Here is a 23,317-nt window from a genome sequence, read left to right as displayed (position 1 = left end):
GAATCATTCATGATCACCTTACATAAAACCATTGAATTTGAAGAGACCTATCCCCTTGACCGCATAGGCAGACGGGATGATCTTCTGTTTTTTGATATAGAGACCACCGGTTTTTCAGGGGAGTATTCCACCTTGTATTTAATCGGCTGCGTATACTACCGCAACGGCTCCTGGAATCTGGTACAGTGGTTTGCCGATACGCTGGACGCGGAACAGGAGCTGCTTTTAACCTTTTTTGAATTTTTAAAGGAATTCCGAAAAGTCATACATTTTAACGGGGATGGGTTTGACCTTCCCTACCTGTTAAAGCGCTGCCGCGCTCACGGGCTTTCTTATGACTTTTCTGAGGTGGACAGCTTTGATATATACAAAAAGATACGCCCTTACCGGGAAGTCCTTGGTCTTTCCAGTTTGAAGCAGAAAGCCATTGAAGCATTTTTAAAGGTGGAGCGAAAAGACCTTTATTCCGGAGGGCAGCTCATTGAAGTGTACAAAGATTATTTAATGACCCATGAGAATTTTTTATTCGACTTACTAATCCTTCATAATGAAGATGATTTAAAGGGAATGCCTTTGATCCTCCCCATATTGAATTATCCGGATTTTCTGGAAGAGGAATTCAAACTGGAGCGTCAGGAGCTTATAAGCCAGCCGGATATCTTCGGTCGGGAGCACCGGTCCTTGCGGTTAACCTGCAAAAACGGATTTTCTGTCCCCATAGGATTTTCAAAATCCAATTCCCTTGTCCTTCTGGAGGCAGAAGAGGAAAAGCTGACCATCACCATTGACCTTTATGAGGGGGAATTAAAATATTTCTATCCGGATTATAAAAATTACTATTATCTGATTTACGAAGACAAAGCCATTCATAAAAGTGTGGCTGAATACGTGGATAAGGAAGCCAGGATCAAGGCCACCGCAAAAACCTGCTATACCCGCCAGTCCGGGCTTTACCTTCCGCAGTTTTCCCAATTATGGTCTCCTTATCTTCAGATGGAATACAAAGACAAGATCACTTATGTTTCTTATGATCCCTGCCTGCTTGAAGATCCCGGGAATGCCAGTACATACATCCGTCATTTGCTCAAGAGCCTGTAACAGGGCCGGTTATACGATTCCCTTCATTTTTCTAAAGACTCTGGGCGCAACTCCTTTGATCTTTTTAAATGCATCCCCAAAGTAATTTCCATCTCCGAATCCGCATTCCACCGCGATTTCAGTAATCGGCCTGGAGGTGGTCAACAGTAAGTCTGCCGCTTTTCTGATACGGATATTGGTTAAGTATTCCTTATAACCAAAGCCGGTGACTGCTTTAAACTTTCTGGAAAAATAAGCAGGGCTCATATGAATCCGCTCCGCCACTTCCTCCAGAGTGATCTGTGAGGCATAATGATGGTATATATATTCGGCCGCCTCCTCAATGGCTTTTTCCGCAACCGGAAGCTTTACCGGTTCCGGCTTGGCTTCCTGACACCTGGATAGAAAAATCAGCAGTTCATAAAGGTAATTCTGCATCATCACTCCGGAATATCCATCCTGCCCTGCCGCTTCATATTCCATTCTCTTTATCAGTTCCTCCGCATAAGCCTGTCTTCCTTCCGGTATGGATATTCTGGGGTTGCGGAACAGGTGCATGGTCATCTGAGTGCCGCACTGTTCTTCCATCGGGGCCAGATACTCTTTTCCAAAACTTAAAGTGACCCGTTCATTTACCGGACTGGAATAGTAGGTCGTACGGTGGATTTCTCCCGGAGAGATCAGGCATAAGTCTCCCGGGGAGATATAATATAAGGTATGATTAATCAATAATCTGCAATGCCCTGATTCCAGATAAAACAGCTCATACCACGGATGCCAATGGCTGTTGGCCATGTTAAATTCAAAGGAACGTTTCGTTCTGCTTATAATAAATTCCATGATCTGCTCCTGCTCAATGAATCATCGCTTGTACTTCCTTTTTAGTAATCTCCTTTTTTCAGCAATTCTCTCATATATGCAAACATTTTTTCTTCCCCTTCTTCTTTCAGCATAAGCAAAAGCTCCTCAAGCAGCTTTCTTGTCTCCGGAGCAATTACTGAATAAGGCTTTGTCAGCATATAATATTCCCAGGGCGACGCATCGGTATAATTTTTGCCTTTATAGGTTCTGCATGCAGCCATCCGGTCGATGACCATCTCAATCACATACTTTAAAGGCATCTTAAGTCCTACCAGGCCTTTGGAATAATCTTTGGAAAAATCAATCCAGTACTCATCATGATGCTTGTTGCGTCCCTTATGATGGAGCCATGCTCCGGAATATCCTTTTTCCTCTCTTTCCGCAGCGTTAGGGCTTCGGTTTCCCTGGTAATACCTAACTCCTGCAAGAAACTCCTGAGGGCTGAATTTTGATAAATCATGAAGAAGCCCCTGCTTATAAAGACCCACTCGAAAACAGTTCTTCATGACCTGGAACTTATGCCGGTTTACGGTGCTGAAATGTCCCCAAATATTTCTGAATTTCATTGTTCATCCCTTCTTATCCTATGTCGCATTCTTTTCCCATTCTACCACAATTTTCTCCGTATTTACCACCCATTTTTACCATTCATTTATTTTTGTGATTTCTTGTTTTTTAAGGCGGAAAATGTTTGACACTTTCCCCGTTTTATGCTATTCTTAGGGAAGTTACAGATATCCTGTAGCAGTACAATTTTTTATTCGTTTTGGAGGTATCATAATGAAAGGTACAGTTAAGTGGTTTAACAACCAAAAGGGTTACGGATTTATTTCCGACGAACAGGGTAACGATGTATTTGTTCACTACTCAGGTCTTAGCATGGATGGTTTTAAGTCTTTAGACGAAGGCGCAGCTGTTGAGTTCGATGTAGTTGACGGAGCGAAGGGGCCACAGGCAACAAACGTTACTAAATTATAATCATTGCTCATCAGTGTACCTTTTTTCAATATACAGGAAGAAGTTATATTGTTTCACATGATTACGACTAGAGCCACCCGGATTGGATGGCTCTTTTTGATGGTTTGAAAAGGCGGATAATCCCGAAAGCGGGACATTTAACCATTGGCCTTTTCGTAAAGATCCGTCAGGTCTTCCACTGTAAATTCGTAATTTTTGTTGCAGAAATGGCAATTCACTTCTATACTTTTTCCATCATCGATCATCTCCTGGAGTTCTTTTCTTCCGATGCTGATCAATGCTTTTTCCACTCTGTTCTTATCACAATTGCAGTGGAATCGCACAGGAACCCGCTCCATCATCTCTACTCCAAAATCTCCAAGAATATGCTCCAGAATCATCTCCGGTGTTTTTCCTTCATCCAAAAGCGAAGTGATAGAGGTGATTTCTCCCAGCTTTTTCTCAAGCTTGTCTATAATCTCATCCGATGCTCCGGGAAGAAGCTGTATGATAAAACCACCGGACTGCTTCACCGTATTTTCCTTGTTCATAAGGACTCCCAGTGCAACGGAGGATGGAGTCTGCTCTGATGTGGCATAATAATAGGTAAGATCTTCTGCAATTTCTCCGCCTACCAGGATTGTCTGACCAACATACGGCTCTTTTAAGCCAATGTCTTTGATCACACTCAATACACCTTCTCCTACTGCACCGCCGACATCCAGCTTTCCATCCTGATTCGGCGGGAGCATGACTCCGGGATTATAGGCATAGCCTTTTACATTCCCTTTGGAATCGGCTGTTACGGTAAGACCTTCTATGGGACCGCTACCCTGAATCTTAATGGTCAGCAGATCATCCTCTCCCTTCATCATGATTCCCATCATGCTGCCTGCTGTCAAAAGTCTTCCTAAAGCCGCAGTTGCAATGGGACTTGTATTATGAGCCTGTCTTGCATGCTCCACCAGCTCTCTGGTTGTTGCAGCAAAGGCACGGATCTGATGATCTCCTGCTGTCGCTCTTACAATATAATCCGTCATTTTATAACTCCTTTCCATGTTCTCTTGCGATGATATAAATCCGCTCACTGGTCTCTTTTACCGGTTCTTTCGTAAATGCATCATACGCCGCCACAAATTCCATTCCAGATTCTGCGATGGCCTCTTTAACCTGTGACAAAGTATAGGATTTCTGATAATGGTATTCCGTATACTTGCGGTATAAATCTTCTTCCTGCTTTATGAACAGCGATAGTCCATATTCATTGATCCCGGTTTCTTTATCGTAATAATTGTCCCAGATAAAGCTGCATTCCTCCCGGTCTTCCGCAATGGTAGAATCGCCCATAACTTTTTCATATTTATAGGCCGTGTTCAAATCAAAGATAAAGATTCCGCCGGGGTCCAGATAATTATTGACCAGACGGAACACGTTTGTCAGTTCCTCGTATTCCAGAATATAATTCATACAGTCACAGATGCTTATCACTGCACGGACTGTACCGTAAAGCTCGAATTCTCTCATATCCTGCATGAGGTAGAGGATATCCTTTCCTGACTCTGCCTTCTTTTCCATGGCAATCTGAAGCATGTCTTCAGAGTTATCCACTCCTATCATATCATACCCACGATCTGCCAGTAATTCCGTCAGACTTCCTGTCCCGCAGCCAAGATCCAGAACCAGTCCATCGCTTATATCATATTCCCTTAAAAGACCGGAAACATAGCCGCACCAGTCTTCATACGGAATGTTGTCCATAAACAGATCGTAGACTTCTGCAAATCCCTCATAAGCCTCCATTTGCACATTCCCTTTCCTGCGTCCATACTTTAAAAACAAAGCAGGTAGCCCCTTATGAGGTACCTGCCTTCCTGTCTCTTTTTTCTTTAAAAGAAACGCCCGGTCTTTCTACAGGCCGCTTCCACAGCACTTTTTATATTTCTTGCCGCTTCCGCAGGGACATGGATCGTTTCTTCCGATCTTCGCTCCCTTAACAACCGTACCGGAAGCTTTCTGCTTTTTATACAGTTCTTTTCTCTTATCCTCTGTCAGTATGTTATCCCACTGAGGAAGATTATACAACCATTCTGCCTTTGCCTCTACCATATTATAATACAGCTTTTCTGTATCGACCTCAATCTTGACCACCGTTTTCTCATCCATGGTCTCGATTGGATTTTCATATCCTTTTAAGCTTTCATTGATTCCATCTAAAAATCCGGTCATCGTCTGAACATCGGTGCCGTATTTCTTTGCCAGTTCTTCGACGGTTCCTTCAATGACTTCTTCCGGTTTTGAAAGAATATGTTCATAGATTCCTTTTTCTACCTTGAAATACTCTGCCCATAATTCTTCTTTGCCTTTATCATCCAATCCCTCACCATATGCCAGATTTCTCCAATTTTCTAAAATAGTCATGCTTAAACCATCCTTTTATCTCTTAATTTCTGGTAATACTCCATCAAACAGTATATAACATCTTTATGGATTTTGCAAGCTGTCCGGTCATATGTTTTAGAACTGCCGTCAGGCTGAAGTTTCACCGGTTTCTTTGCTTAAGAGAGTCTCAAAAGCTTGACCATCAAATCCACACTTCCCACATTATAACCGCTGCATCCGTAGATGGCCTTTAATCCGGGCTTTGTCACGATCAAAAGGGGCAGCTTCTCCGGGTCCACATACATTCTGCGGGCAAGGGGCTCTACGGCATCCTCAAAATTTATAAATGCAGTACGGATGACCGGTATCTCAGCAAGCACCTTTTGAAGCGTGGGATTTTTTAGGGAAACCTGGTCCCGTACAAAGAATAATATCTGCGCATCCAGCCTGTTCAATACATCCTTCTGCTCCAGCATCTCATTAAGCACATGTTCCGTAGGTTCCTCTCCTTCGGATAAAAATGCAAGGATATTGGCTCTGTTTCCTGTAACGGATGATGCCGTGGTTTTTATATCATTTTCACCGGAAGACAGCTGCATTTCAAAATCTTCAAGAACGTTGGCAACCAGCATATCCTCCAGATTTCCTTCCCGAAGCCGCATGGTTATCTCTTTTTCTTCCTTATCCTTTAAATCAAGCACATAAGCACTGGAACGCTGGCCACCGCCTGGCATCCGGGCGGAAGTGAGAAGCCGGTAGGTCCCCGGTTCCAGATCCAGCTTCAATATGCCGTCTGTAAATTTAAGTCCCGTATAATCCAGGGTCTCAAACCGGTCTTTTTTTAACTTTCCAATGGTCCAGGTCTGATAATAGGTCCATGACTGCTTTGGGTCTGTATACAGTATTATGGATGCAGAAAGCATGGAGCTGACAGCCTTTGTTTCCTTCTTTCCTGAAACAGGAACAAAGGAACCATTCTCATAGAATTCTGCTTCCAGATTAACCGGATTAAGCCTTGCCGGAATGCCAAAGGTCCGGCAGATGGCCGCAAACAGGATCTTCTGGCTGATGGGATTTGCAAAGGAAAGTCTGAGGCTGCCTGCAGGAGTGGAACAAATCGTACTGTAATCCAGCTTTGATAAGAATTTAATATGACTTTTTATATATTCCCATACGCTGGCAGGGTTATTTTGAAAGCTGTTTTTCTCTTCTTCCGAAAAGTAGTTCTGAATAAATTCCCGGTAATCTGTCAACTCCTCCAACAAAATCCTGGGACACAGGATATATGCCTCATAAATGTCCAGACTTCCTTTTTCCGCCCACTTATCCCGATATGTGCCTGCTGCCAGATGGCTTTCCAAAATATCCGCTTTGGCATCTTTATAATCCTTTATGGTCAGACTTTTTAACATTGCCAGCCGGTCCGGATTGTTATCTTTATGCAGAAACTGAAAAATCTCATCAAAATTGCCTGCGGACTGTTTAAGCATCCCGACCGCTTCCGGATATAAAAGAGCCTTTTCTTCCTTATAGCAGGCGTTAATACGGCCTTCCCGCATTTCTGCGGATTTTTGGAGCCGTTTTTTGTTTTTCTCTTTTTGCTCTTTTGTAAGCGTCACCGGATGCATGGGATAATCCCCGGGCGCTTCTACATCCGCATCCAGCCAGATATCTTTTTGACAGATAGCTGCTTTTTTGTCAAATACAAGAACCAGCCGGTCCGTATCCTTAACGCTGGTCCAGGCTTCCAGCCATGTCCCGTCTTTCACGGCACGGATGTGCACATCCCCAAGCCCAATGGTAATGAAGGCTCTTCCGGCTTCATTGGTGGTAAGTGTGGCAACCGGGCAGTATTCTGCCATATTTAAAATCTCTATAAATACAGTAACATCCTGCAAGGGATTTTTTTTCTCATCCACAACCAGAATCTCATATGTTTTTGTCTTTGCATAGGTTTTTGTCCCGTTGTAATAAACGGTTATATCTTCCCTGCCCACGCATTCCAAATCATCATTGACGGAATAATCGGAAAACGTTCTGGTATGTATAAGCAAAGCTCTGGAGGAAGCATTTGTAAACCAGCCTCTATTAAGGACCTCTTCCGGCTCACAGGCCCCGAGAAACTGCCACTTCCCTTCTGCATAAACTTCCACCCATGCATGATTATCGTCACAATGTGCCCATCTTGGTGTATATACCTGTCTGGCCGGAATTCCCACGCTTCGGAATGCAGTCACCGCAAAGGTGGATTCCTCCCCGCAGCGTCCTTTTCCTGACCGGTATAAGGTCATGGGGGAAATGGTACGGTTATCCGAAGATTCATACGTTCCGTTTTCTGCACACCAGTAATTGATTTCCAGAACAGCCTCTTTGACAGAAAGCCCTGAGATCCGGTCCTTTAACTGATCATAAAAGAACCGGCGGCAGTCTTCGATATTCTCGGAATTGACACGGTAATAGAGAATATGATGCAGAAATACGTCTTCCTGGATATTCCGGCACCACTCCATTTGCTGATAAACCATCAGGGAATGCCTGACAAAGCCAAGGAATACGGAAAATCCATATTCCCCTGCATCCCGCAGCGGCATGGTGCCGTAGAGAAATTTCATAAGCACCTGCTCATCCGGTGTACATTGTTCCATTGCTTCTTCTATTTCTTCTTTTAAGGTTCCAAAAAACGGAAGCCGTCCCATATATTTCTCCTGGGCATATTTTTGCAGATGTTCTGAAAACATTGGAAGGTTCTCCTTTTTCTTTGTAATGCTATACCAATATCCTCACTCCGGCTGAATCAAACCGCCTTGCCGTTGCTTCATCCGGCATCGAATCCGTAATGATTCCATCAATATCGTCAAAGTGAGCAAATTTATAGGAATCATTAAAGTAAAACTTGTCTTTCTCCATGACCAGATATTTGTGCCTGCTGCTGGCAATTGCAGCTCTTTTTGTAAGACCGTCTTCCACGCCCAGAGTCGTAATGGAATTATCCGTAAGATCCAGCCCGCAGGTGCCTATGAATGCCCGGTCAAAGCTGTACTGCCTGATGATCTCAATAGCTGCTGCTCCCATAAATCCATTGACCGTCCGGTACATGATACCACCTGTACCAATGGCAGTGATTGACGGATTTACCGCAAGGGCCTGCATGATATCAATCATATTGGTCACTACCGTAATACGTTTATGAGAATTGGCAAGCTGTTCCGCCACCATGATATTGGTGGTGGAGATATCCAGAAAAACAGTTTCATTGTTTCCGATCAATTCAAATGCCTTCTGGGCAATCTTCTTCTTTTTCTCAATATTTGTATCTCTGCGGTCTATGACATCCCGCTTCAAAGGATAATCCTGAGATAAAAGGGCCCCTCCGTAGGTTCTTTTCAGTTTTCCTGCATTTTCAAGATTCTTTAAATCCTTACGTATACAGTCTTCCGTAACCTGAAATAAAGTGCTTAACTCTTTTACCTTTACCATGCCCTGATCCTGCAAAAGTTTTAAGATCCGGTCTAAACGTTCTTCTGTAAACATGCCTTTTCCTCCATACACCTTTTCGCCTGACTAATCTTATCTTCATCTGTACGAAAAATGTCATATTCGCCGATTCCCGGAATCCCCATGTTCACATCATCTTTTCGATAACGCATTCCGCTGTCCACAATCACTTTCCCCGACATATGGAAACACCGGACATTGGATTCCTCCATCAGGCTGGAAATGACATGGGCATCCACACCGCTTCCAGCCATAATATCGATCTTGTCTTCCGCCAGTCTGACCAGTTCTCCCAAAAGTTTCTTTCCTTTCAGACAGGTATCCTGCTGCCCGGAGGTGAGTATGGTATCAACTCCGATCTCCATTGCTTCCTTCAGGCTTTTAAAAGGATCCCGGCACACATCAAATGCCCGGTGAAGGGTCATACTGCCCTTTCCCGCTTCTATGCGAAGCTTATGTAAACGCTCTTTGTCAAGATTTCCGTCAGGATCAAGAAAACCGACGACAAATCCATCAGCCCCAAGCTTATGAAACATTCTTGTATCTTCTAAAATCATCTGAAACTCATGATCTGTATACAAAAAATCACCATACCGGGGGCGAATCAGCACGTTGATCGGAACGTTGCAGGCTTTGCGTATCTGCTTAAACTGGCTGACTCCGGGAGTGGTTCCTCCAATCACCAGATTGGCGCACAGTTCCAGCCGGTCAGCACCTCCCCGTACTGCTGCTTTCGCAGACTCCACAGAATCCACACAGACCTCCAGGATATAGTCTTTCATCGTTTTCTCCTAAATATATATTTTTCACTCGCTATGAATCCGGTCTAGACCGCCTTATGGCAGGCCGCATAATGCCCCGGCTTCACTTCTTTAAATTCCGGTGATAACTTCCGGCATACCTCATCCGCATGAGGACACCGGGAGGCAAACCTGCAGCCCTCCTTTAAATCAATGGGATTTGGCAGACTTCCTTCCAGCATGATCCGGTTCCGCCCTTTTTCTGCATCCGGATCCGGTATGGGAATCGCCGAAAGCAATGCTCTGGTATAAGGATGAATCGGATCTTCAAACAGTTCTTCACTTTCTGCCAGTTCCACAAGTCCTCCCAGATACATGACACCGATTCTGTCGCTGATATGCTTTACCATGGATAAATCATGGGCAATGAATAAATAAGTCAGGCCTCTCTTTTTCTGCAGCTCCTTTAACAGATTAATGACCTGTGCCTGAATGGACACATCAAGTGCGGAAATAGGTTCATCACAGATAATAAACTCCGGGTCCACTGCCAGCGCTCTGGCAATTCCCACTCTCTGGCGCTGTCCGCCGGAAAACTCATGAGGGAACCGGTTGGCATGTTCTTCGGAAAGACCTACCGTCTTTAAAAGCTCCAGAACCTTTTTCTCCCGTTCTTTTCCAGAAGCGATTTGATGGGCATCCATTCCTTCCGCCACAATATCCATGACCTTCATTCTGGGATTGAGAGAAGCATAGGGATCCTGAAAGATCATCTGCATTTTTCTTGAAAATTCACGATGTCCGTTCGCAGACAAGGAAGCGTCAATGGCCTGACCATCGTAAATAACCTCTCCGGAAGTAGGCTCATACAATTGGATGACCGTTCTGCCAAAGGTTGATTTTCCGCAGCCGCTTTCTCCAACAAGACCAAATGTCTCTCCTTTTAATACCTCAAGTGTCACATCATCCACCGCTTTCAAGGTCTGCTTTTTCCCTACCTGAAAGTATTTCTTTAAATGCTTCACTTCTAATAATGGTTTCTTTTCTGTTGACATTCTGATCCCCCTTATTCTCTGAGAGCCCCGGCCCGTTCATCAAGAAGCCAGCAGCGGGCATGATGGCCGTTTTTCAAGTCCGTATCTTCCGGCATATATTCCTGGCAGACTACCATTGTTTCCCTGCATCTGGCTGCAAACGGACAGCCTTTCGGCGGTTCCATCAAATCAGGCGGTGTTCCGGGAATTGCCGTCAGCTCCTTGCCTTTATCCATGGCCTTTGGTATGGAAGCCAGAAGCCCTTTGGTATAAGGATGCTTTGTTTCGTAAAACAATTCCCTGACTCCGGCAGTTTCTACCAGCTGCCCACCGTACATGACGGCAACCCGGTCTGCAATATTGGCCACCACCCCCAGATTATGAGTGATCATAATGATGGAGGTTTTGATCCTTTTCTGCAAATCCCTTAAAAGATCCAGAATCTGAGCCTGAATCGTCACATCCAAAGCGGTCGTCGGCTCATCTGCAATTAATATCTGAGGATCACAGGCCAATGCGATTGCAATCACAACTCTCTGGCGCATTCCGCCGGAAAGCTGGTGGGGGGTACTGAGAGAATCTTGCTTCCGGGCTGGAAATCCCTACCAGGGAGAGAAGCTCAATGGCCCGCTCCTTTTTCTTTTCCCTGCTCATATCGTTTCTGTGCTCATTTAACACTTCCATGATCTGCTTTCCAACCGTCATGGTGGGATTTAAGGAAGTCATAGGATCCTGAAAGATCATGGATATATCAGACCCTCTTACCTTCTGCATCTGATGTTCCGTGAATTTTGCCAGATCATTGCCTTTAAACATAATCGAACCTTCTGTTATTCTTCCATTTTTCGGAAGGAGCCCCATAATGCTTTTAACGGAAATGGATTTTCCGGAACCGGATTCTCCTACGATTGCAAGAGTCTCCTGTTCTTCCAGATAAAAACTTACCCCCCTTACCGCCTGTACAATCCCATGCTGGGTCTTTATATTCACATGTAACTGATTCACTTCCAGTAATCTGCTCATGCCATTTCACCTACTTTCTCATCCTTGGGTCTAATGCATCCCGCAGTCCGTCCCCCAAAATACTGAAACAAACCATAATAAGAACAATTACGACCGCAGGAAAAATCAATACGTGGGGGAAATTTCTCAATACCTGGTATCCATTATTAATAAGAACTCCTAAAGAAGCCTTTGGCTCCTGCATACCGATCCCGATAAAGCTCAAAAATGCCTCTGTAAATATGGCAGAAGGAATTGTGAACATGGCATTGATAACAATGACTCCTACGGTATTGGGAATCAAGTGTTTCCATATGATCCCAGTCGTTCTGGTACCTAAGACTCGGGCCGCCAGGACAAATTCCTGATTTTTCAGCTTTAATATTTCCGCACGTACCAGACGGGCCATATTCACCCAGCCGGTAATGGAAAGTGCTGCCACAATGGTCCAAATGCCTGCCGGCATGATCATCATCAAAAGAATTACAATAATTAAATGAGGGATGCCCACCAATACCTCAATGATACGCTGCATCACTGCATCCACTCTGCCTCCGGACAGAGCAGAAACCGCACCGTAAGCCACTCCTACCGTCAAATCAAGCAGTGCCGCCACCAAAGCAATGAGAAGGGAAATCCGTGTTCCCATAAAGGTCCGCACCCATAGATCCCGTCCAAACTGGTCCGTTCCAAATAAATGAACCAGAGACGGAGTCTGATAAATCATATCATAATTGGTTTCTTTATAAGAATATCTTGAAAATTCCGGTGCAAGAATTGCTAAAATCCCAATGGCGATCAGCGTAAATAAAGATACGACTGCCGCTTTATTCTTCTTTAAACGCAGCCACCCATCCTGAAACGCCGTAAGGTTGGGCCTTGCAATATGTTCCTTTTCTGATTCATCTACTTTTACTTTTACAAATAATTCATCCATGATCACCCCTCCTTACCTGATGCCAGACGTATCCTGGGGTCAATCAGGGAATACGCAATATCCACGATCAGAACTACAAATATATAAAAAGCACTGTAGAAAACAGTGATTCCCATAATTGTGGAATAGTCATTTGCCTTAATACTGTCTACAAATAAGCTGCCGATTCCCGGTATGGTATAGATGTTTTCCACCGCAAGGGAACCGGTAAGAAGATTGACTACGATAGGTCCAAGAATGGTCACTACCGGAATGATGGAGTTCCTTACCGCATGGCGCATCAGTACTTTCATCGGACTGAGTCCCTTTGCCCTTGCCGTAACGATATAATCCTGTTCCAGTACCTCAAGCATTTCCGTACGGATGAATCTGGCAACCATTGCTGTGGCAGAAAAAGAAAGCGCAATGGATGGAAGTACAGAACATTTCCATTCCGTCCAGAAGCCAACGGGCAGAATGCCCCATTTCAAAGCCACGTAATACTGCAAAAGAGCCGCAGCAACAAAGTTAGGGACTGACACCCCTAACACGGCCAGAATCATGGTAAAGTAATCAATGCCGCTGTTATGCCTCCAGGCAGCGATAATTCCCAGCGTCAGTCCCACTCCTAAACCAATGAGAACCGCCTGTAGTCCGATAAGGGCAGACGGACCGATTCTCCCGCCAATAACAGAAGACACCTTTTGCCCCGAATAGGTAAAAGATGTTCCAAAATCACCGTGAAGAATATTTCCCATATATTTTACATACTGACGGGGCAGAGATTCATCTAATCCATACTGTTCTAATATTGTCTGCTGCTGTGCTGCCGACATTAAATTAAACCGCTCTGCGTCAAAGGGAGATCCGGGCAGCTTCTTCATCAGAAAAAAAGTGGCGGTAACAATGACCCAAAGTGTAAACACCAGATAAATAAGCCGCTTTGAAATATATTTTATCATGCTGCGTTCTCCTTTGCATTGATATTGTGGTAAGTTTTTACAAAAGAACCATCCTTCCTCTTATACAGATAGGAAGGATGGCTGTGTTGCCTATTCAAAATAAGCGTATTTGAATTCCACTTCTGGTCCGAATGGGTGGTTGACCAGTCCTTTTACGTTGGATTTTGTAAGAGTTGCAGATCCTCTGTGGAACAAGGGAGCTACCACCACATCGTCCTGTACCAGGATTTTCTCTGCCTGCAGCAGCATATCCAGACGCTTTGCATCATCGGTTTCTGTTTTCGCACCGCTGATCAGTTTGTTGTATTCCTCATTGGTGTAGGAACCGCGGTAAGGAGTTCCATTGGTCCATAAATCCAGATAGGTCATAGGATCATCGTAATCAGCGCCCCATGCGGTGGATGCGAACATGTAATTATCATTATCCATTAATTCATTTCTTGCCTGAACGGTTTTTGTATCAATGACAATGTCAATGCCTAAGTTCTTGTTCAGCTCACTTTGTATGTAAGTGGCAACCGCTTTTGTTACAGAATCATCTCTTACCAGTAACGTAAGCGTAGGAGTCTGACCCAGCTCCTTTACGCCCTCTTCCCAGTATTTCTTTGCCTGTGCTGCATCAAAGGGGCTAACAGTCCCGTTTAATTCACGGAAGGTCTTCTCATCATTTCCATACATGCCTTCTGCAATAAGCCCGGCACTTTTAGAGGATCCGTCCGCCAGAATTGCTTTTGCAAGAGTTTCTCTGTCAATTGCCATAGAAACGGCCCGGCGGATATTTTTATTGGCCATTACCGGATTTGACAAAGAGAACTGAAGATACTCGGTTCTAAATTCACTTTCTGAATGGAATTCCGGATCATTTTCATAAGCTGCTACATTGGAAGAATCCAGTTTCACCTGGCTTAATTCATTAGCAAGATACGCATTTAAGGCTGCCGAACCGTCTTTCATAACACGGACTCTGGCATCTTCAACCTTAACATTTTCTGCATCCCAGTATTTCTCATTCTTCTTTAAGTCAGCTCCCACAGCCGGATCGTAGCTGGTAATTACGTAGGGACCGCAGTAGATCATATGATCAGCCGTCAGACCATACTGATCGCCTTGTTCCGTTACATAGGCTTCGTTAAGAGGGAAAAACTGGCAAAGAACGGTTAATCTTGGAAAATAAGGTGTTGGTGCCTTTAAGGTCACTTCCAGAGTCTTGTCATCAAGAGCCTTTACTCCAACCTCCTCCGCTTTTACGGTTCCTTCATTATACTCAATCCCATTGACAATATAATCTGTCATAATAAAGCTGTAGCCGTTGGTTGCCTCTGCACTCATCTGCTTTAACCAGGCAAATACAAAATCATTGGCTGTCAGAGGAGTTCCGTCGCTCCACTGCAGGCCGTCTCTTAAATGAAAGGTATATGTAAGCTTATCCTCTGAAACATCAAAGCTCTCTGCAAGCGCCGGCTGTGCTTCATTCTTCTCATCGAGACGAAGAAGACCTTCAAATGCATTATTATTCACCATTGCCGACTGGCTGTCAGAAGCAGCCCACTGTACCAGTGTCTTGATCTCGGCATTGGCATATACGCTGAGTACCTGACTGCCTGCAGCCGCTTCACTTTCTTTTCCTGCAGCCGTTTCACTTGCGGCAGTACTTTCCGTGGAACCGGTAAAGCCACAGCCTGTCAGAACGCCCATGGCCAGACAAACCGCCGAACTTAAAGCTAAAACTTTTTTTCTCATCGTTCCTCTCCTCTTAACAATTGTTTTTTATTGTTTCATCTTAATTTACAGGCATTTCGCCCATCAAATTATTAGAATTATACATAAACCGCCTATTTAAGTCAATATAATTTTCTTATTTTGTATTGTTTTGAATTGTTTCAATTCAAAACAAGTAAATATACCTTTTTATCGGCCATATAATTAAGATTCTTTTGTCCATCATTAATATTCTTCGTTTTTTTAGTTATATATACACCTTACCGAACTGCTTGTCTGGTTTTAATTGTAAACGTATAGCAGAATGAAACTTTTATATAAATGGGATACTAAAATAACAGCTATATAGAGAAAAGGAGGCAAACTATGAGCAGAAATCAAAAAAAGAGTACCGCCAATCACAAAAAGGAAGACGGAACGTTTCATTCCAAACATGTCAATCACAATCCACAGGCAGAAAGTGCCAGAGCCGTGTTTGGATTAAAGTCCGATAACTCAAAAGAAAAAGAAAAACACAAAGGAGACATCTCATGAACCGAGTACACTACAATATTTCCGGAATCCAAAATTCTGAAATGAAGACACAGCTTAAAAATGCACTAGAAAAATTAGATGGAATTTCCATGGTAAACGTTGATGTGGCAAGAGAATCAATTGAAATTGGATATCGTGATTCAACAGACGAAAATTCCATAAAGTCCTGTATTGAAAATGTTGGCTGTAACATTATAAGCCAGACAGACCGGTAAAAAGCCTGCACACAAAAAAATACCCCACATGCGACGCCTTTGCCGCACATGGGGTATTAAAAAGGGGAGGATAAGTATTCACTTATCTTTGGTATATTTTTATTATGGACCATTTTTGAAATTATATTCAAACAAATATAATTTTTTCTTCTAAACATTACGGAATGTCCTTATTTAACTGGTTTATATATTGGTCAGCCGCTCAAACAGCATGTTTACTTCAATCTTACCATACCCCCAGATGTTATTGGGATAGGTAAAAGCAGTGCTGCGCTGGGCACCTCTGATAATCAGGCGGTTTACATCATTACCTGTTATATTGGTGTAATTTCCTCTTGGCACTGCCCATTCAAAAACCATGGCAACGATTCCTGCTGCCTGTGCGGCAGCGCATCCGCTTCCGGTGATCGTTCCGTACCGGTTTCCAGGAACGGCGCAAGCAAGCTGGAAACCCGGCGCTGATATATCCGGCTTGATCAAGCCGGTTCTTGTATAGCCTCTGCCAGACTCCGGCAAAATGCTGTCATTAAACTGGTTGTATGCTGTTACGGTCAAAGGGTTGGTGGCATTCCCCGGAGAGGTTATGGTGGTGTCCGGATTAGAATTAACGAAAAAGGTTTCATCCGAAATCAAATCCCCGGACGGCAGCCACGCGTGAAAAGAAAACGCCTCATTATCTAAATTCACGACCCGGATATTCCAAATTCCCGGAATGGGGTTTTGGAAACGCATCAATATCAGCTGGTCTCCGGTTTCTTCTTCAAATATATAATTGTTGATCCATACACCGCTTTCATTGGAGGCAAGGGAAAATTCCCTGCACTCACCTAGTGAAGGGAGGACTTCTCCGGTAGATTCCTGATTGGGTGCTATAATTTCAATCGCCAGTCTGGCTGGTGCAAAGGGCCACAGCTCGATGGCAAACAGCCTGTCACTTTCTCCTACACGCAATTCAAACTGATTGGAAAATGGCTCTGCAATGGTATTGTTAAAGTAATGTCTCCGCTTATTTGCTTCATTACCGGTGGTTATGGTGATTCCGGTCAGAGGCTGCTGCGCCAGAAAATTGGTATAATAGCTGGTTGCCCCTCTTCCGTCATGGCTTGACTGGTTTGTTCCCATTGCAACGCACACAACAACCGGACGGTTCAGCCTTAGTCCCACTGATGTTACATAATTAAGGCCGATGATCAAGTCCGATTCCTGGTAGCATTCCGCTTCTTCCGGTACAAAAAAAATTCTTTTTAAATTTGCTTTCGCCGGTTTCAACTTGACAATAAGAAGATCTGCTTCCGGAACAACACCGCTGAAAGACTGTTCCAGATTGGGCTTTCCCGCCATAACGCTTGCAATTGCGGTTCCATGCCCATTGGTATCTACGGAAGGGACAATGGATAAAGGATTTTCTGATCTCAGCGCTACATTGATATGTTCTCTTGTATACTCCGTGCCATATGTATATCCTTCCGGCGGCGGCCCAGTCTGTATGGTCTGATCCCAAAGAGAGAGGATTCGCGTAGTTCCGTCATTATATAAAAATGCCTGATGCTGATAATCAATTCCCGTATCTATCACCGCAACAATGACTCCTCTTCCAAACAATGCAAGATAGGGATTTCTTTGCACCGTTCCGATGCCGGACTGTTCCAGGCTGATGGTGGAACTGAGAGTAAGGACAGAGGGAAACGCATTGTATGGATAAGTCCCCAAATCACATGGGGCTCCGTCAGTACTGGGAATATGAGCCAGGGAATGCCTCAAATTCATAAATGTAATATTATCTCCTGTGTCATAACTTGGAATCATAACATTACTGATAATTATATCATAATAGTTTTCATCCACTATTTTCTGCACAATCAGGCCTCCCCATCTGCAACTATGGCGCATATGATATATTTTATGCAAACAGACTTCTATTATGAATGCAAGATCCATGCTCTTCCCGAAAAAACAATCCTCATATCCGCAGAAATGGCGCATAAACTATAACATATATTATATCCGCAGATGCAAAAAGGGGCAAAATTATGGAAAAAATACTGGACAACAATTATTATGACCTCATTATCAGTAATTCCCTTATTCCGGATTTCAGCAGCGGAGATAACATCACATGGCTGAATAATGACCATTCTCTGCTTCATGTTTCAAAAAATGATATGCAGCTTTGTGATCTGGGCTTATATCCATACTATCTTTACTCTTCACTTTTTACTCTCACATCTGTCGTCAGCACAAATCCCGGAAATGAATGCTCTGTCCAGCAGTCCACAGACTACCGTTTATTCGGGCAAGGTATCATGGTTGGTGTGATCGATACGGGAATCGATTACCAACATCCCGCTTTTTTAAACAGAGACAAAACCTCCCGGATCATTTCCATCTGGGATCAAACCATACAGGATGGGGAGCCTCCAACAGGTTTTTCATTTGGCACCGAGTACACAGGACCTGTCATTAATGATGCGCTCCAATACACAAATCCCCTGACCGTAGTACCTACCACTGATGATAACGGGCATGGAACCGCCATTGCCAGCATCATTGCCGGATCCTATAATGAAGAACAATCCTTTTCTGGCGTTGTTCCCAATTCAAACCTGATCGTTGTAAAATTGAAGGAAGCAAAACAAAATCTCAAAATGATCTTTTGCGTTCCTGATGATAGACTGTGTTATCAGGAATCCGACATCATTCTTGGTGTTCGATATCTCATTACAGTGGCGCAAAGATTCAAACGCCCGCTTGTCATCTGTATCGCTCTCGGCAGCAGCCAGGGAAGCCACGACGGACGGGGAGCCTTAGGCACTTATCTGGAAAGTATAATTCGGATTCCCAATATTGACGTGGTTGTCTCCGCAGGAAATGAAGGAAACAGCAACCGTCATTATTATGGAAGAAACTATGCGCCTCCTCATACAAAGGATTTTCAGCTTAACGTCAGCCCGGTGGACCGGATGTTTTCCATGGAAATCTGGCCTCATGTACCCGGAAGGCTTTTCGTCGAATTAGCCGCCCCAAACGGGGAACAGATTCCGCTCATCACTCCCACCTTTGATGTCTGCGAGCAATTCAACTTTAAATCCAGCAGCAGCATTGTCTGGATCAATAACATGGCCTTTGAACGGGGTACCGGAGACCAGCTGATACTGATACGTTTTGTAGATCCGCTTCCGGGAATATGGTATTTCCATGTGCAAAGTACAAATGACGAACCATTCTCTCTTCATTCCTGGCTGCCTTCCGGAGATCTGATATCCGATGGAACCTTCTTTCTCCTTCCTGATCCTGACACCACCATAACCGCACCCGGCAACACCTGGCATCCCCTTACAGCAACTGCCTATAATCAAACCAACGGCAATATACTTGATATGTCCGGCAGAGGCTATACAAGAAGCGGTCTGGTAAAACCGGATCTGGCAGCCCCCGGCTATGAAATCACCTGTGCCGTTCCTGGAAACGGGTATGGAACGCTGACAGGGACCGGAGCGGCGGCAGCCTATATTACAGGCGCCTGTGCATCTGTCTTTGAATGGACTCAGGGCAAAGGCAACTTTACCTACACGACCGGCGAACAGATCAATCTGATGCTAATGAGATCAGCCAGACGCAATCCGAATTTCAACTATCCGAATAACATCTGGGGGTATGGTGTGGTCGATGTAAACACATTGCTGGACCGGCTTTCCGATGACCGTCCAGACTAGCTCTGACCGGAATCCGAGCCGGCTTCGTTCTGCCCTTTTAGCTGGCTTGTACAGTAAGGACAACGGGTCGCATTCACATGGATCTGCTTGTAGCAGTGAGGGCACTGCTTTTCCTGGGAAGCTGGATTGGCTGCAGTCTGAGGCTTTGCCTGCTGTGCAATCACCTGCTGCGATTTTCCCCGAAGGGTATTGAGAGCTTTTACCATTATAAAGATCACAACTGCCATAATAAGAAAATTGATGACTGATGTAATAAATGCACCATATGCAAATACCGGACCCATGGAGCTTGCAGCCGTCAGGTTTGAAACATCAGCCCCTTCCTGGGGAGTATAAAGAAGCAGGAATTTATTGGAAAAGTCCACGCCTCCGGTAATCACACCAATAAGGGGAGAAATAATATCCTTAACCAGGGAACTGACAATTGCCTGAAAGGCTGCACCGATAATGACACCGACTGCCAGATCCACCACATTTCCACGTAAAATAAACTCTTTAAATTCATTGATTACTGGTTTATCTTTGCTCATAACCATCTATCCTCTCTCAGTATCTGTATCGATACTTTTTATATTTACTATTCAACTGTACATAACACACTTCCTTATGATGCATTGGCATGATTCAAAATATTCATACCGTAAGAAAGAATCACGCTTGCAGGATTCTCCCGGAGTTTTTTTATCCTATAAGACGAACTCTCCTATACGATAAAAAGACCCACAGCCAGGAAACTTCTGTGGGTCTTTATTTTTAAACAGCCGTATATCCGCCATCCACTGGCAAAATAACTCCCGTAACGTAAGATGCTTCGTCACTTCCCAGGAAAACCGCAGCAGAATTCAATTCCCCTTCGTTGCCATAGCGTCCCAAAGGTACCGTAGCTTTCATATAATTTGTGAACTGCTCTGTTTTTAAAGTATCAATGGTCAGTTCTGTGGCAAAATATCCAGGACAGATGGCATTGCAGGTAATATTATATTTTGCAAGCTCTGCTGCTACCGCACGGGTAAAATTGACCACTCCTCCCTTGGACGCATGGTATGCTACCGTATCGATTGCAGTATTCCCAACCAGACCGTACATAGAGGCAATATTAATGATTCTTCCATACTTCTTTTCAATCATATGTTTGGAAAACGCTCTGGTGACCTTGAATACACTGGTCAGATCGGTATCAATGGTAAAATCCCATTCTTCATCCGTCATGTCCACAACGCCTGCATTCTTTGCGGAACCTGCACAGTTTACTAAAATATCCACCTTACCAAATTCCTTTATAACCGCATCTGCCGCAGCTTCTACAGAAGCTGTATCCGTTACATCACAACGAACCGCCAAAACCTTTACGCCAAAGGATTTAATCTTTTCTGCCACCTGCTCAAGCCGCTCAAGCCTTCTGGCAGTAATCACCACATCAGCTCCCTGTGCAGCGAACCCTTCTGCCATCTGTGCGCCAAGACCAGAAGAAGCACCCGAAATAACACAAACTCTACCTTTTAGATCAAACATCATCTAACTCCTCTCTTTAGAAAAAACTCGCTTATATGATTGATATTATTTTAACATATCTTGTCGAATGCGTCAATAAAAACATAGGCAAAAGCCGGATATTATCACACTTTCACCATATCATCTATAACATTTTCTGCGTTCTGCTGAACCCACTCCCTTGCAAAAGCAGAAAAGCAGCGTATGGTTGGATGCAGTACTTTCCTTGAGGAGATACAAAAATAAATGACGCGATGCACTTCAGGGTCAAGAATTCTTCTTATATAGCCATTAAAACCATAAGAATCAAGTACCAGCTTAGGCAGAATGCTGATTCCACAGCCTCCGCACACCATGGCAATGGCCGCCTGATCGCTTAAAAATCCATTATGCTCAATCAGCTTTCCCTTTGCCTGGCGCAATATTTTGCCAACCGCATAACTGGTTCCCTCACTGGGGATAACAAAGGTCTCACCTTTTAACAGCTGGGGGGTAATCGTTTCATAAGCGCCCAAAGGATGGTCGGGAGACATGATTACATAGTAAGGATCGTTGACCAGAGGAATCTCATTGTCCTTCCTGCTTGATTCGGCTGTAAATGCACAGTCAATGACATCCTTGGAAAACCAGTCCTTCATGATCTCATAATTAATGGCATCATTCATATACAATTCTACATAAGGATATAATTTCCTGAATTCAATAATAATCCTTGGCATCCACTTTACAGCCACACTGGTTATAACACCGATCCGGATCCTGCCATGGTGGATCTTTTCCTCTCCGGCCAGAATCCGGATGGCCTCCTCTTTTTCCGCAATTTCTCTTGCCAGAGGATAAATGCGTTCCCCTTCTTCCGTAAGAGAGACCCCGTTTCTTCCCCGGTAAAGAAGTTTGATTCCCAGCTCCTCTTCCATGGAAGAAATCATGTGGCTGGCAGCCGTCTGGGAATAACTTAACTGGGCGGCTGCCTTTGACAGATTTCCGGTTTCAACTGCACGTACAAACAGTATATATTTGTTGACATCCATATTTTTCTCCATTCTTCCAGCATACTTTTCCATCATATTATACATGAAAATCATTCATGGTACTATTGAAAAATCAACATTATATGTAGAAAAATATTCATGATACTATATATAAGTATTTTATAAAAACGCGGAGGAATCAAATGAAAATTGCAATTCTTGGAGCCGGAGCAATGGGAAGTCTTTATGCCAGCTATCTTGCCCCCTTCCATCACGTCACATTATTGGACAGCTATAAACCGCAGGTTGAAAAAATAAATTCTGACGGAATAACTAAAATTGAATATGACCGCTCTGAAACTACATTCCCTGTCAATGCAGTGTTAAGCGGTACAGATATCGGCGTTCAGGATCTTATTATTGTATTTGTAAAGGGAATCCATACTTATGAAGCCATGAAGCAAAACCTGGCACTGCTGGGTTCTGACACCATCGTGATGACACTGCAAAACGGCGCAGGCAATAACCGGGATATTGGACAGTTCGTACCAAAGGAACGGATTATCGTAGGAACCAGCAGCCATAACAGTGTTTCCATGGGCCTTGGAAGATTTTATCATTCCGGCTGCGGCCCCACCAACATTGGCCCTGACTTCCCCTGTAAAGAATCTCTGCGGGATGTGAAACTGGTGGCAAAGGCCCTGGAGAAAAGCGGCATAAACGTGAATATTATTGAAGACATTCAAAAAGTCTTATGGCAGAAGCTGCTGGTCAATTGCGGAATCAATGCCCTAAGCACCCTGATGCAATGTAAGATCGGAGAGATTTTTACCAATTCCTTTCTCTGGGATTTGTGCAAAAAAATCGTATATGAATGTGTAATGGTTGCAGAAGCAGACGGCACCTTCTTTGACCGGAAGGAAGCACTGCAAATCGTTCAGCATGTATGCGAAAATGATGCAGAAGGATATGCCAGTATGTATCAGGACCGGCAAAATAAACGAATCACAGAGATCGACCGGATCAACGGAGTTGTCGCCAGGCTTGGACAGGAATATGGAATCTGCACCCCCTGCAATCACATGCTTGTGACCCAGATCCATGCCATGGAACAGCTCTATCTCAAATCAATTACTGAGGCCGCTGCAAATCCGTCTAAATAAATGGTAATATACAAAAAACGTCTTGATTCCGGTTATAGCAGCCCGTATCAAGGCGTATTTTCATGTGAATCTATAATTTTCATATAGA

Annotated in this window: 22 protein-coding genes and 1 pseudogene; 6 read left to right on the top strand and 17 right to left on the bottom strand. The window is 44.0% G+C overall.

What is annotated here, in order from left to right; genetic code table 11:
• Positions 1-9: 9 nt before the first annotated feature.
• Positions 10-1,098, top strand: a complete 1,089-nt coding sequence (locus ACLTWA_RS00260; protein ID WP_412325559.1) for a ribonuclease H-like domain-containing protein — start codon at positions 10-12, stop codon at positions 1,096-1,098.
• Between the two features lie 9 nt (positions 1,099-1,107).
• On the opposite strand, the gene ACLTWA_RS00255 is transcribed toward ACLTWA_RS00260, so the two are convergent.
• Both ACLTWA_RS00255 and ACLTWA_RS00250 read right to left on the bottom strand, forming a co-directional pair.
• Positions 1,108-1,917 (bottom strand): AraC family transcriptional regulator, encoded by an 810-nt coding sequence (locus ACLTWA_RS00255; protein ID WP_412325558.1) that lies wholly within the window; start codon positions 1,915-1,917, stop codon positions 1,108-1,110.
• 41 nt (positions 1,918-1,958) lie between these two features.
• Positions 1,959-2,504 (bottom strand): DUF5662 family protein, encoded by a 546-nt coding sequence (locus ACLTWA_RS00250; RefSeq protein ID WP_412325557.1) that lies wholly within the window; start codon positions 2,502-2,504, stop codon positions 1,959-1,961.
• Between the two features lie 214 nt (positions 2,505-2,718).
• Between ACLTWA_RS00250 and ACLTWA_RS00245 the strand changes: the two genes are divergently transcribed.
• A complete protein-coding gene (locus tag ACLTWA_RS00245; protein ID WP_025233342.1) occupies positions 2,719-2,916 on the top strand; it encodes a cold shock domain-containing protein in 198 nt (65 codons plus the stop codon).
• Positions 2,917-3,053: 137 nt separating this feature from the next.
• On the opposite strand, the gene hslO is transcribed toward ACLTWA_RS00245, so the two are convergent.
• The 11 genes and pseudogenes from hslO to ACLTWA_RS00190 form a co-directional block, all read right to left on the bottom strand.
• Complete coding sequence (gene hslO / locus ACLTWA_RS00240) at positions 3,054-3,935, bottom strand: Hsp33 family molecular chaperone HslO (RefSeq protein WP_412325556.1); 882 nt, start codon at positions 3,933-3,935, stop codon at positions 3,054-3,056.
• A 1-nt stretch (position 3,936) separates the two neighbouring features.
• On the bottom strand, positions 3,937-4,695 hold the full coding sequence (locus ACLTWA_RS00235; RefSeq protein WP_412327140.1) for a class I SAM-dependent DNA methyltransferase: 759 nt from the start codon (positions 4,693-4,695) through the stop codon (positions 3,937-3,939).
• Positions 4,696-4,803: 108 nt separating this feature from the next.
• Complete coding sequence (locus ACLTWA_RS00230) at positions 4,804-5,313, bottom strand: SEC-C metal-binding domain-containing protein (protein ID WP_412325555.1); 510 nt, start codon at positions 5,311-5,313, stop codon at positions 4,804-4,806.
• Between the two features lie 137 nt (positions 5,314-5,450).
• Complete coding sequence (locus ACLTWA_RS00225; RefSeq protein WP_412325554.1) at positions 5,451-8,012, bottom strand: transglutaminase-like domain-containing protein; 2,562 nt, start codon at positions 8,010-8,012, stop codon at positions 5,451-5,453.
• A gap of 28 nt (positions 8,013-8,040) precedes the next feature.
• A complete protein-coding gene (locus tag ACLTWA_RS00220) occupies positions 8,041-8,805 on the bottom strand; it encodes a DeoR/GlpR family DNA-binding transcription regulator (RefSeq protein WP_412325553.1) in 765 nt (254 codons plus the stop codon).
• On the bottom strand, positions 8,784-9,551 hold the full coding sequence (locus ACLTWA_RS00215; RefSeq protein WP_412325552.1) for a copper homeostasis protein CutC: 768 nt from the start codon (positions 9,549-9,551) through the stop codon (positions 8,784-8,786). Before ACLTWA_RS00215 ends, ACLTWA_RS00220 begins: the two co-directional genes overlap by 22 nt.
• A 44-nt stretch (positions 9,552-9,595) precedes the next feature.
• The gene (locus tag ACLTWA_RS00210) at positions 9,596-10,564 is read right to left on the bottom strand and encodes an ABC transporter ATP-binding protein (RefSeq protein WP_412325551.1); all 969 of its coding nucleotides are present in this window, start codon (positions 10,562-10,564) and stop codon (positions 9,596-9,598) included.
• An 11-nt stretch (positions 10,565-10,575) separates the two neighbouring features.
• Positions 10,576-11,566: pseudogene (locus tag ACLTWA_RS00205) on the bottom strand (ABC transporter ATP-binding protein).
• A 10-nt stretch (positions 11,567-11,576) separates the two neighbouring features.
• Positions 11,577-12,482 carry an ABC transporter permease gene (locus ACLTWA_RS00200; protein ID WP_412325550.1) on the bottom strand — a complete coding sequence of 302 codons (906 nt, stop codon included), beginning with the start codon at positions 12,480-12,482 and terminating at the stop codon, positions 11,577-11,579.
• A 2-nt stretch (positions 12,483-12,484) separates the two neighbouring features.
• Complete coding sequence (locus ACLTWA_RS00195) at positions 12,485-13,423, bottom strand: ABC transporter permease (protein ID WP_412325549.1); 939 nt, start codon at positions 13,421-13,423, stop codon at positions 12,485-12,487.
• A 90-nt stretch (positions 13,424-13,513) separates the two neighbouring features.
• Positions 13,514-15,163: a peptide ABC transporter substrate-binding protein gene (locus ACLTWA_RS00190; RefSeq protein WP_412325548.1), complete on the bottom strand. Its 1,650-nt coding sequence runs from the start codon at positions 15,161-15,163 to the stop codon at positions 13,514-13,516.
• A 345-nt stretch (positions 15,164-15,508) separates the two neighbouring features.
• On the opposite strand from ACLTWA_RS00190, the gene ACLTWA_RS00185 reads away from it, so the two are divergent.
• Together ACLTWA_RS00185 and ACLTWA_RS00180 are read left to right on the top strand one after the other, a co-directional pair.
• Positions 15,509-15,676, top strand: coding sequence for a CPC_1213 family protein (locus ACLTWA_RS00185; RefSeq protein WP_412325547.1), 168 nt, complete (start codon positions 15,509-15,511; stop codon positions 15,674-15,676).
• Positions 15,673-15,891, top strand: a complete 219-nt coding sequence (locus ACLTWA_RS00180; RefSeq protein WP_412325546.1) for a heavy-metal-associated domain-containing protein — start codon at positions 15,673-15,675, stop codon at positions 15,889-15,891. The genes ACLTWA_RS00185 and ACLTWA_RS00180 overlap by 4 nt, the downstream gene beginning before the upstream one ends.
• Positions 15,892-16,074: 183 nt before the next feature.
• Here the strand turns inward: ACLTWA_RS00180 and ACLTWA_RS00175 are convergent, their stop codons facing one another.
• Complete coding sequence (locus ACLTWA_RS00175) at positions 16,075-17,748, bottom strand: S8 family peptidase (RefSeq protein WP_412325545.1); 1,674 nt, start codon at positions 17,746-17,748, stop codon at positions 16,075-16,077.
• Positions 17,749-17,921: 173 nt separating this feature from the next.
• On the opposite strand from ACLTWA_RS00175, the gene ACLTWA_RS00170 reads away from it, so the two are divergent.
• The gene (locus ACLTWA_RS00170; RefSeq protein ID WP_412325544.1) at positions 17,922-19,604 is read left to right on the top strand and encodes a S8 family peptidase; all 1,683 of its coding nucleotides are present in this window, start codon (positions 17,922-17,924) and stop codon (positions 19,602-19,604) included.
• Here the strand turns inward: ACLTWA_RS00170 and mscL are convergent.
• The 3 genes from mscL to ACLTWA_RS00155 all read right to left on the bottom strand — a co-directional run bounded on the left by mscL (position 19,601) and on the right by ACLTWA_RS00155 (position 22,126).
• Entirely contained in the window at positions 19,601-20,134 is a 534-nt protein-coding gene (mscL, locus tag ACLTWA_RS00165) for a large conductance mechanosensitive channel protein MscL (protein ID WP_412325543.1), read from the bottom strand. The genes ACLTWA_RS00170 and mscL overlap by 4 nt on opposite strands.
• Positions 20,135-20,357: 223 nt before the next feature.
• Positions 20,358-21,119 carry an SDR family NAD(P)-dependent oxidoreductase gene (locus ACLTWA_RS00160; protein ID WP_412325542.1) on the bottom strand — a complete coding sequence of 254 codons (762 nt, stop codon included), beginning with the start codon at positions 21,117-21,119 and terminating at the stop codon, positions 20,358-20,360.
• Between the two features lie 101 nt (positions 21,120-21,220).
• Positions 21,221-22,126 (bottom strand): LysR family transcriptional regulator, encoded by a 906-nt coding sequence (locus ACLTWA_RS00155; protein WP_412325541.1) that lies wholly within the window; start codon positions 22,124-22,126, stop codon positions 21,221-21,223.
• Between the two features lie 143 nt (positions 22,127-22,269).
• Between ACLTWA_RS00155 and ACLTWA_RS00150 the strand changes: the two genes are divergently transcribed.
• A complete protein-coding gene (locus tag ACLTWA_RS00150; protein ID WP_412325540.1) occupies positions 22,270-23,229 on the top strand; it encodes a ketopantoate reductase family protein in 960 nt (319 codons plus the stop codon).
• The last annotated feature ends 88 nt before the right edge of the window (positions 23,230-23,317 follow it).

This window comes from Lacrimispora sp., assembly GCF_046972725.1.
In the GTDB taxonomy this organism is placed as follows: Bacteria; Bacillota; Clostridia; order Lachnospirales; family Lachnospiraceae; genus Lacrimispora.
The sequence above is the reverse complement of the archived record's forward strand: the minus strand, read 5'-3'. Positions and strand labels throughout refer to the sequence as shown.

Bases quoted from the DNA above. Each gene is read 5' to 3' on its own strand.
- ACLTWA_RS00260 (WP_412325559.1), top strand. From the start codon at position 10: ATGATCACCTTACATAAAACCATTGAATTTGAAGAGACCTATCCCCTT.
- ACLTWA_RS00255 (WP_412325558.1), bottom strand. From the start codon at position 1,917: ATGGAATTTATTATAAGCAGAACGAAACGTTCCTTTGAATTTAACATG.
- ACLTWA_RS00250 (WP_412325557.1), bottom strand. From the start codon at position 2,504: ATGAAATTCAGAAATATTTGGGGACATTTCAGCACCGTAAACCGGCAT.
- ACLTWA_RS00245 (WP_025233342.1), top strand. From the start codon at position 2,719: ATGAAAGGTACAGTTAAGTGGTTTAACAACCAAAAGGGTTACGGATTT.
- hslO (WP_412325556.1), bottom strand. From the start codon at position 3,935: ATGACGGATTATATTGTAAGAGCGACAGCAGGAGATCATCAGATCCGT.
- ACLTWA_RS00235 (WP_412327140.1), bottom strand. From the start codon at position 4,695: ATGGAGGCTTATGAGGGATTTGCAGAAGTCTACGATCTGTTTATGGAC.
- ACLTWA_RS00230 (WP_412325555.1), bottom strand. From the start codon at position 5,313: ATGACTATTTTAGAAAATTGGAGAAATCTGGCATATGGTGAGGGATTG.
- ACLTWA_RS00225 (WP_412325554.1), bottom strand. From the start codon at position 8,012: ATGTTTTCAGAACATCTGCAAAAATATGCCCAGGAGAAATATATGGGA.
- ACLTWA_RS00220 (WP_412325553.1), bottom strand. From the start codon at position 8,805: ATGTTTACAGAAGAACGTTTAGACCGGATCTTAAAACTTTTGCAGGAT.
- ACLTWA_RS00215 (WP_412325552.1), bottom strand. From the start codon at position 9,551: ATGAAAGACTATATCCTGGAGGTCTGTGTGGATTCTGTGGAGTCTGCG.
- ACLTWA_RS00210 (WP_412325551.1), bottom strand. From the start codon at position 10,564: ATGTCAACAGAAAAGAAACCATTATTAGAAGTGAAGCATTTAAAGAAA.
- ACLTWA_RS00200 (WP_412325550.1), bottom strand. From the start codon at position 12,482: ATGGATGAATTATTTGTAAAAGTAAAAGTAGATGAATCAGAAAAGGAA.
- ACLTWA_RS00195 (WP_412325549.1), bottom strand. From the start codon at position 13,423: ATGATAAAATATATTTCAAAGCGGCTTATTTATCTGGTGTTTACACTT.
- ACLTWA_RS00190 (WP_412325548.1), bottom strand. From the start codon at position 15,163: ATGAGAAAAAAAGTTTTAGCTTTAAGTTCGGCGGTTTGTCTGGCCATG.
- ACLTWA_RS00185 (WP_412325547.1), top strand. From the start codon at position 15,509: ATGAGCAGAAATCAAAAAAAGAGTACCGCCAATCACAAAAAGGAAGAC.
- ACLTWA_RS00180 (WP_412325546.1), top strand. From the start codon at position 15,673: ATGAACCGAGTACACTACAATATTTCCGGAATCCAAAATTCTGAAATG.
- ACLTWA_RS00170 (WP_412325544.1), top strand. From the start codon at position 17,922: ATGGAAAAAATACTGGACAACAATTATTATGACCTCATTATCAGTAAT.
- mscL (WP_412325543.1), bottom strand. From the start codon at position 20,134: ATGAGCAAAGATAAACCAGTAATCAATGAATTTAAAGAGTTTATTTTA.
- ACLTWA_RS00160 (WP_412325542.1), bottom strand. From the start codon at position 21,119: ATGATGTTTGATCTAAAAGGTAGAGTTTGTGTTATTTCGGGTGCTTCT.
- ACLTWA_RS00155 (WP_412325541.1), bottom strand. From the start codon at position 22,126: ATGGATGTCAACAAATATATACTGTTTGTACGTGCAGTTGAAACCGGA.
- ACLTWA_RS00150 (WP_412325540.1), top strand. From the start codon at position 22,270: ATGAAAATTGCAATTCTTGGAGCCGGAGCAATGGGAAGTCTTTATGCC.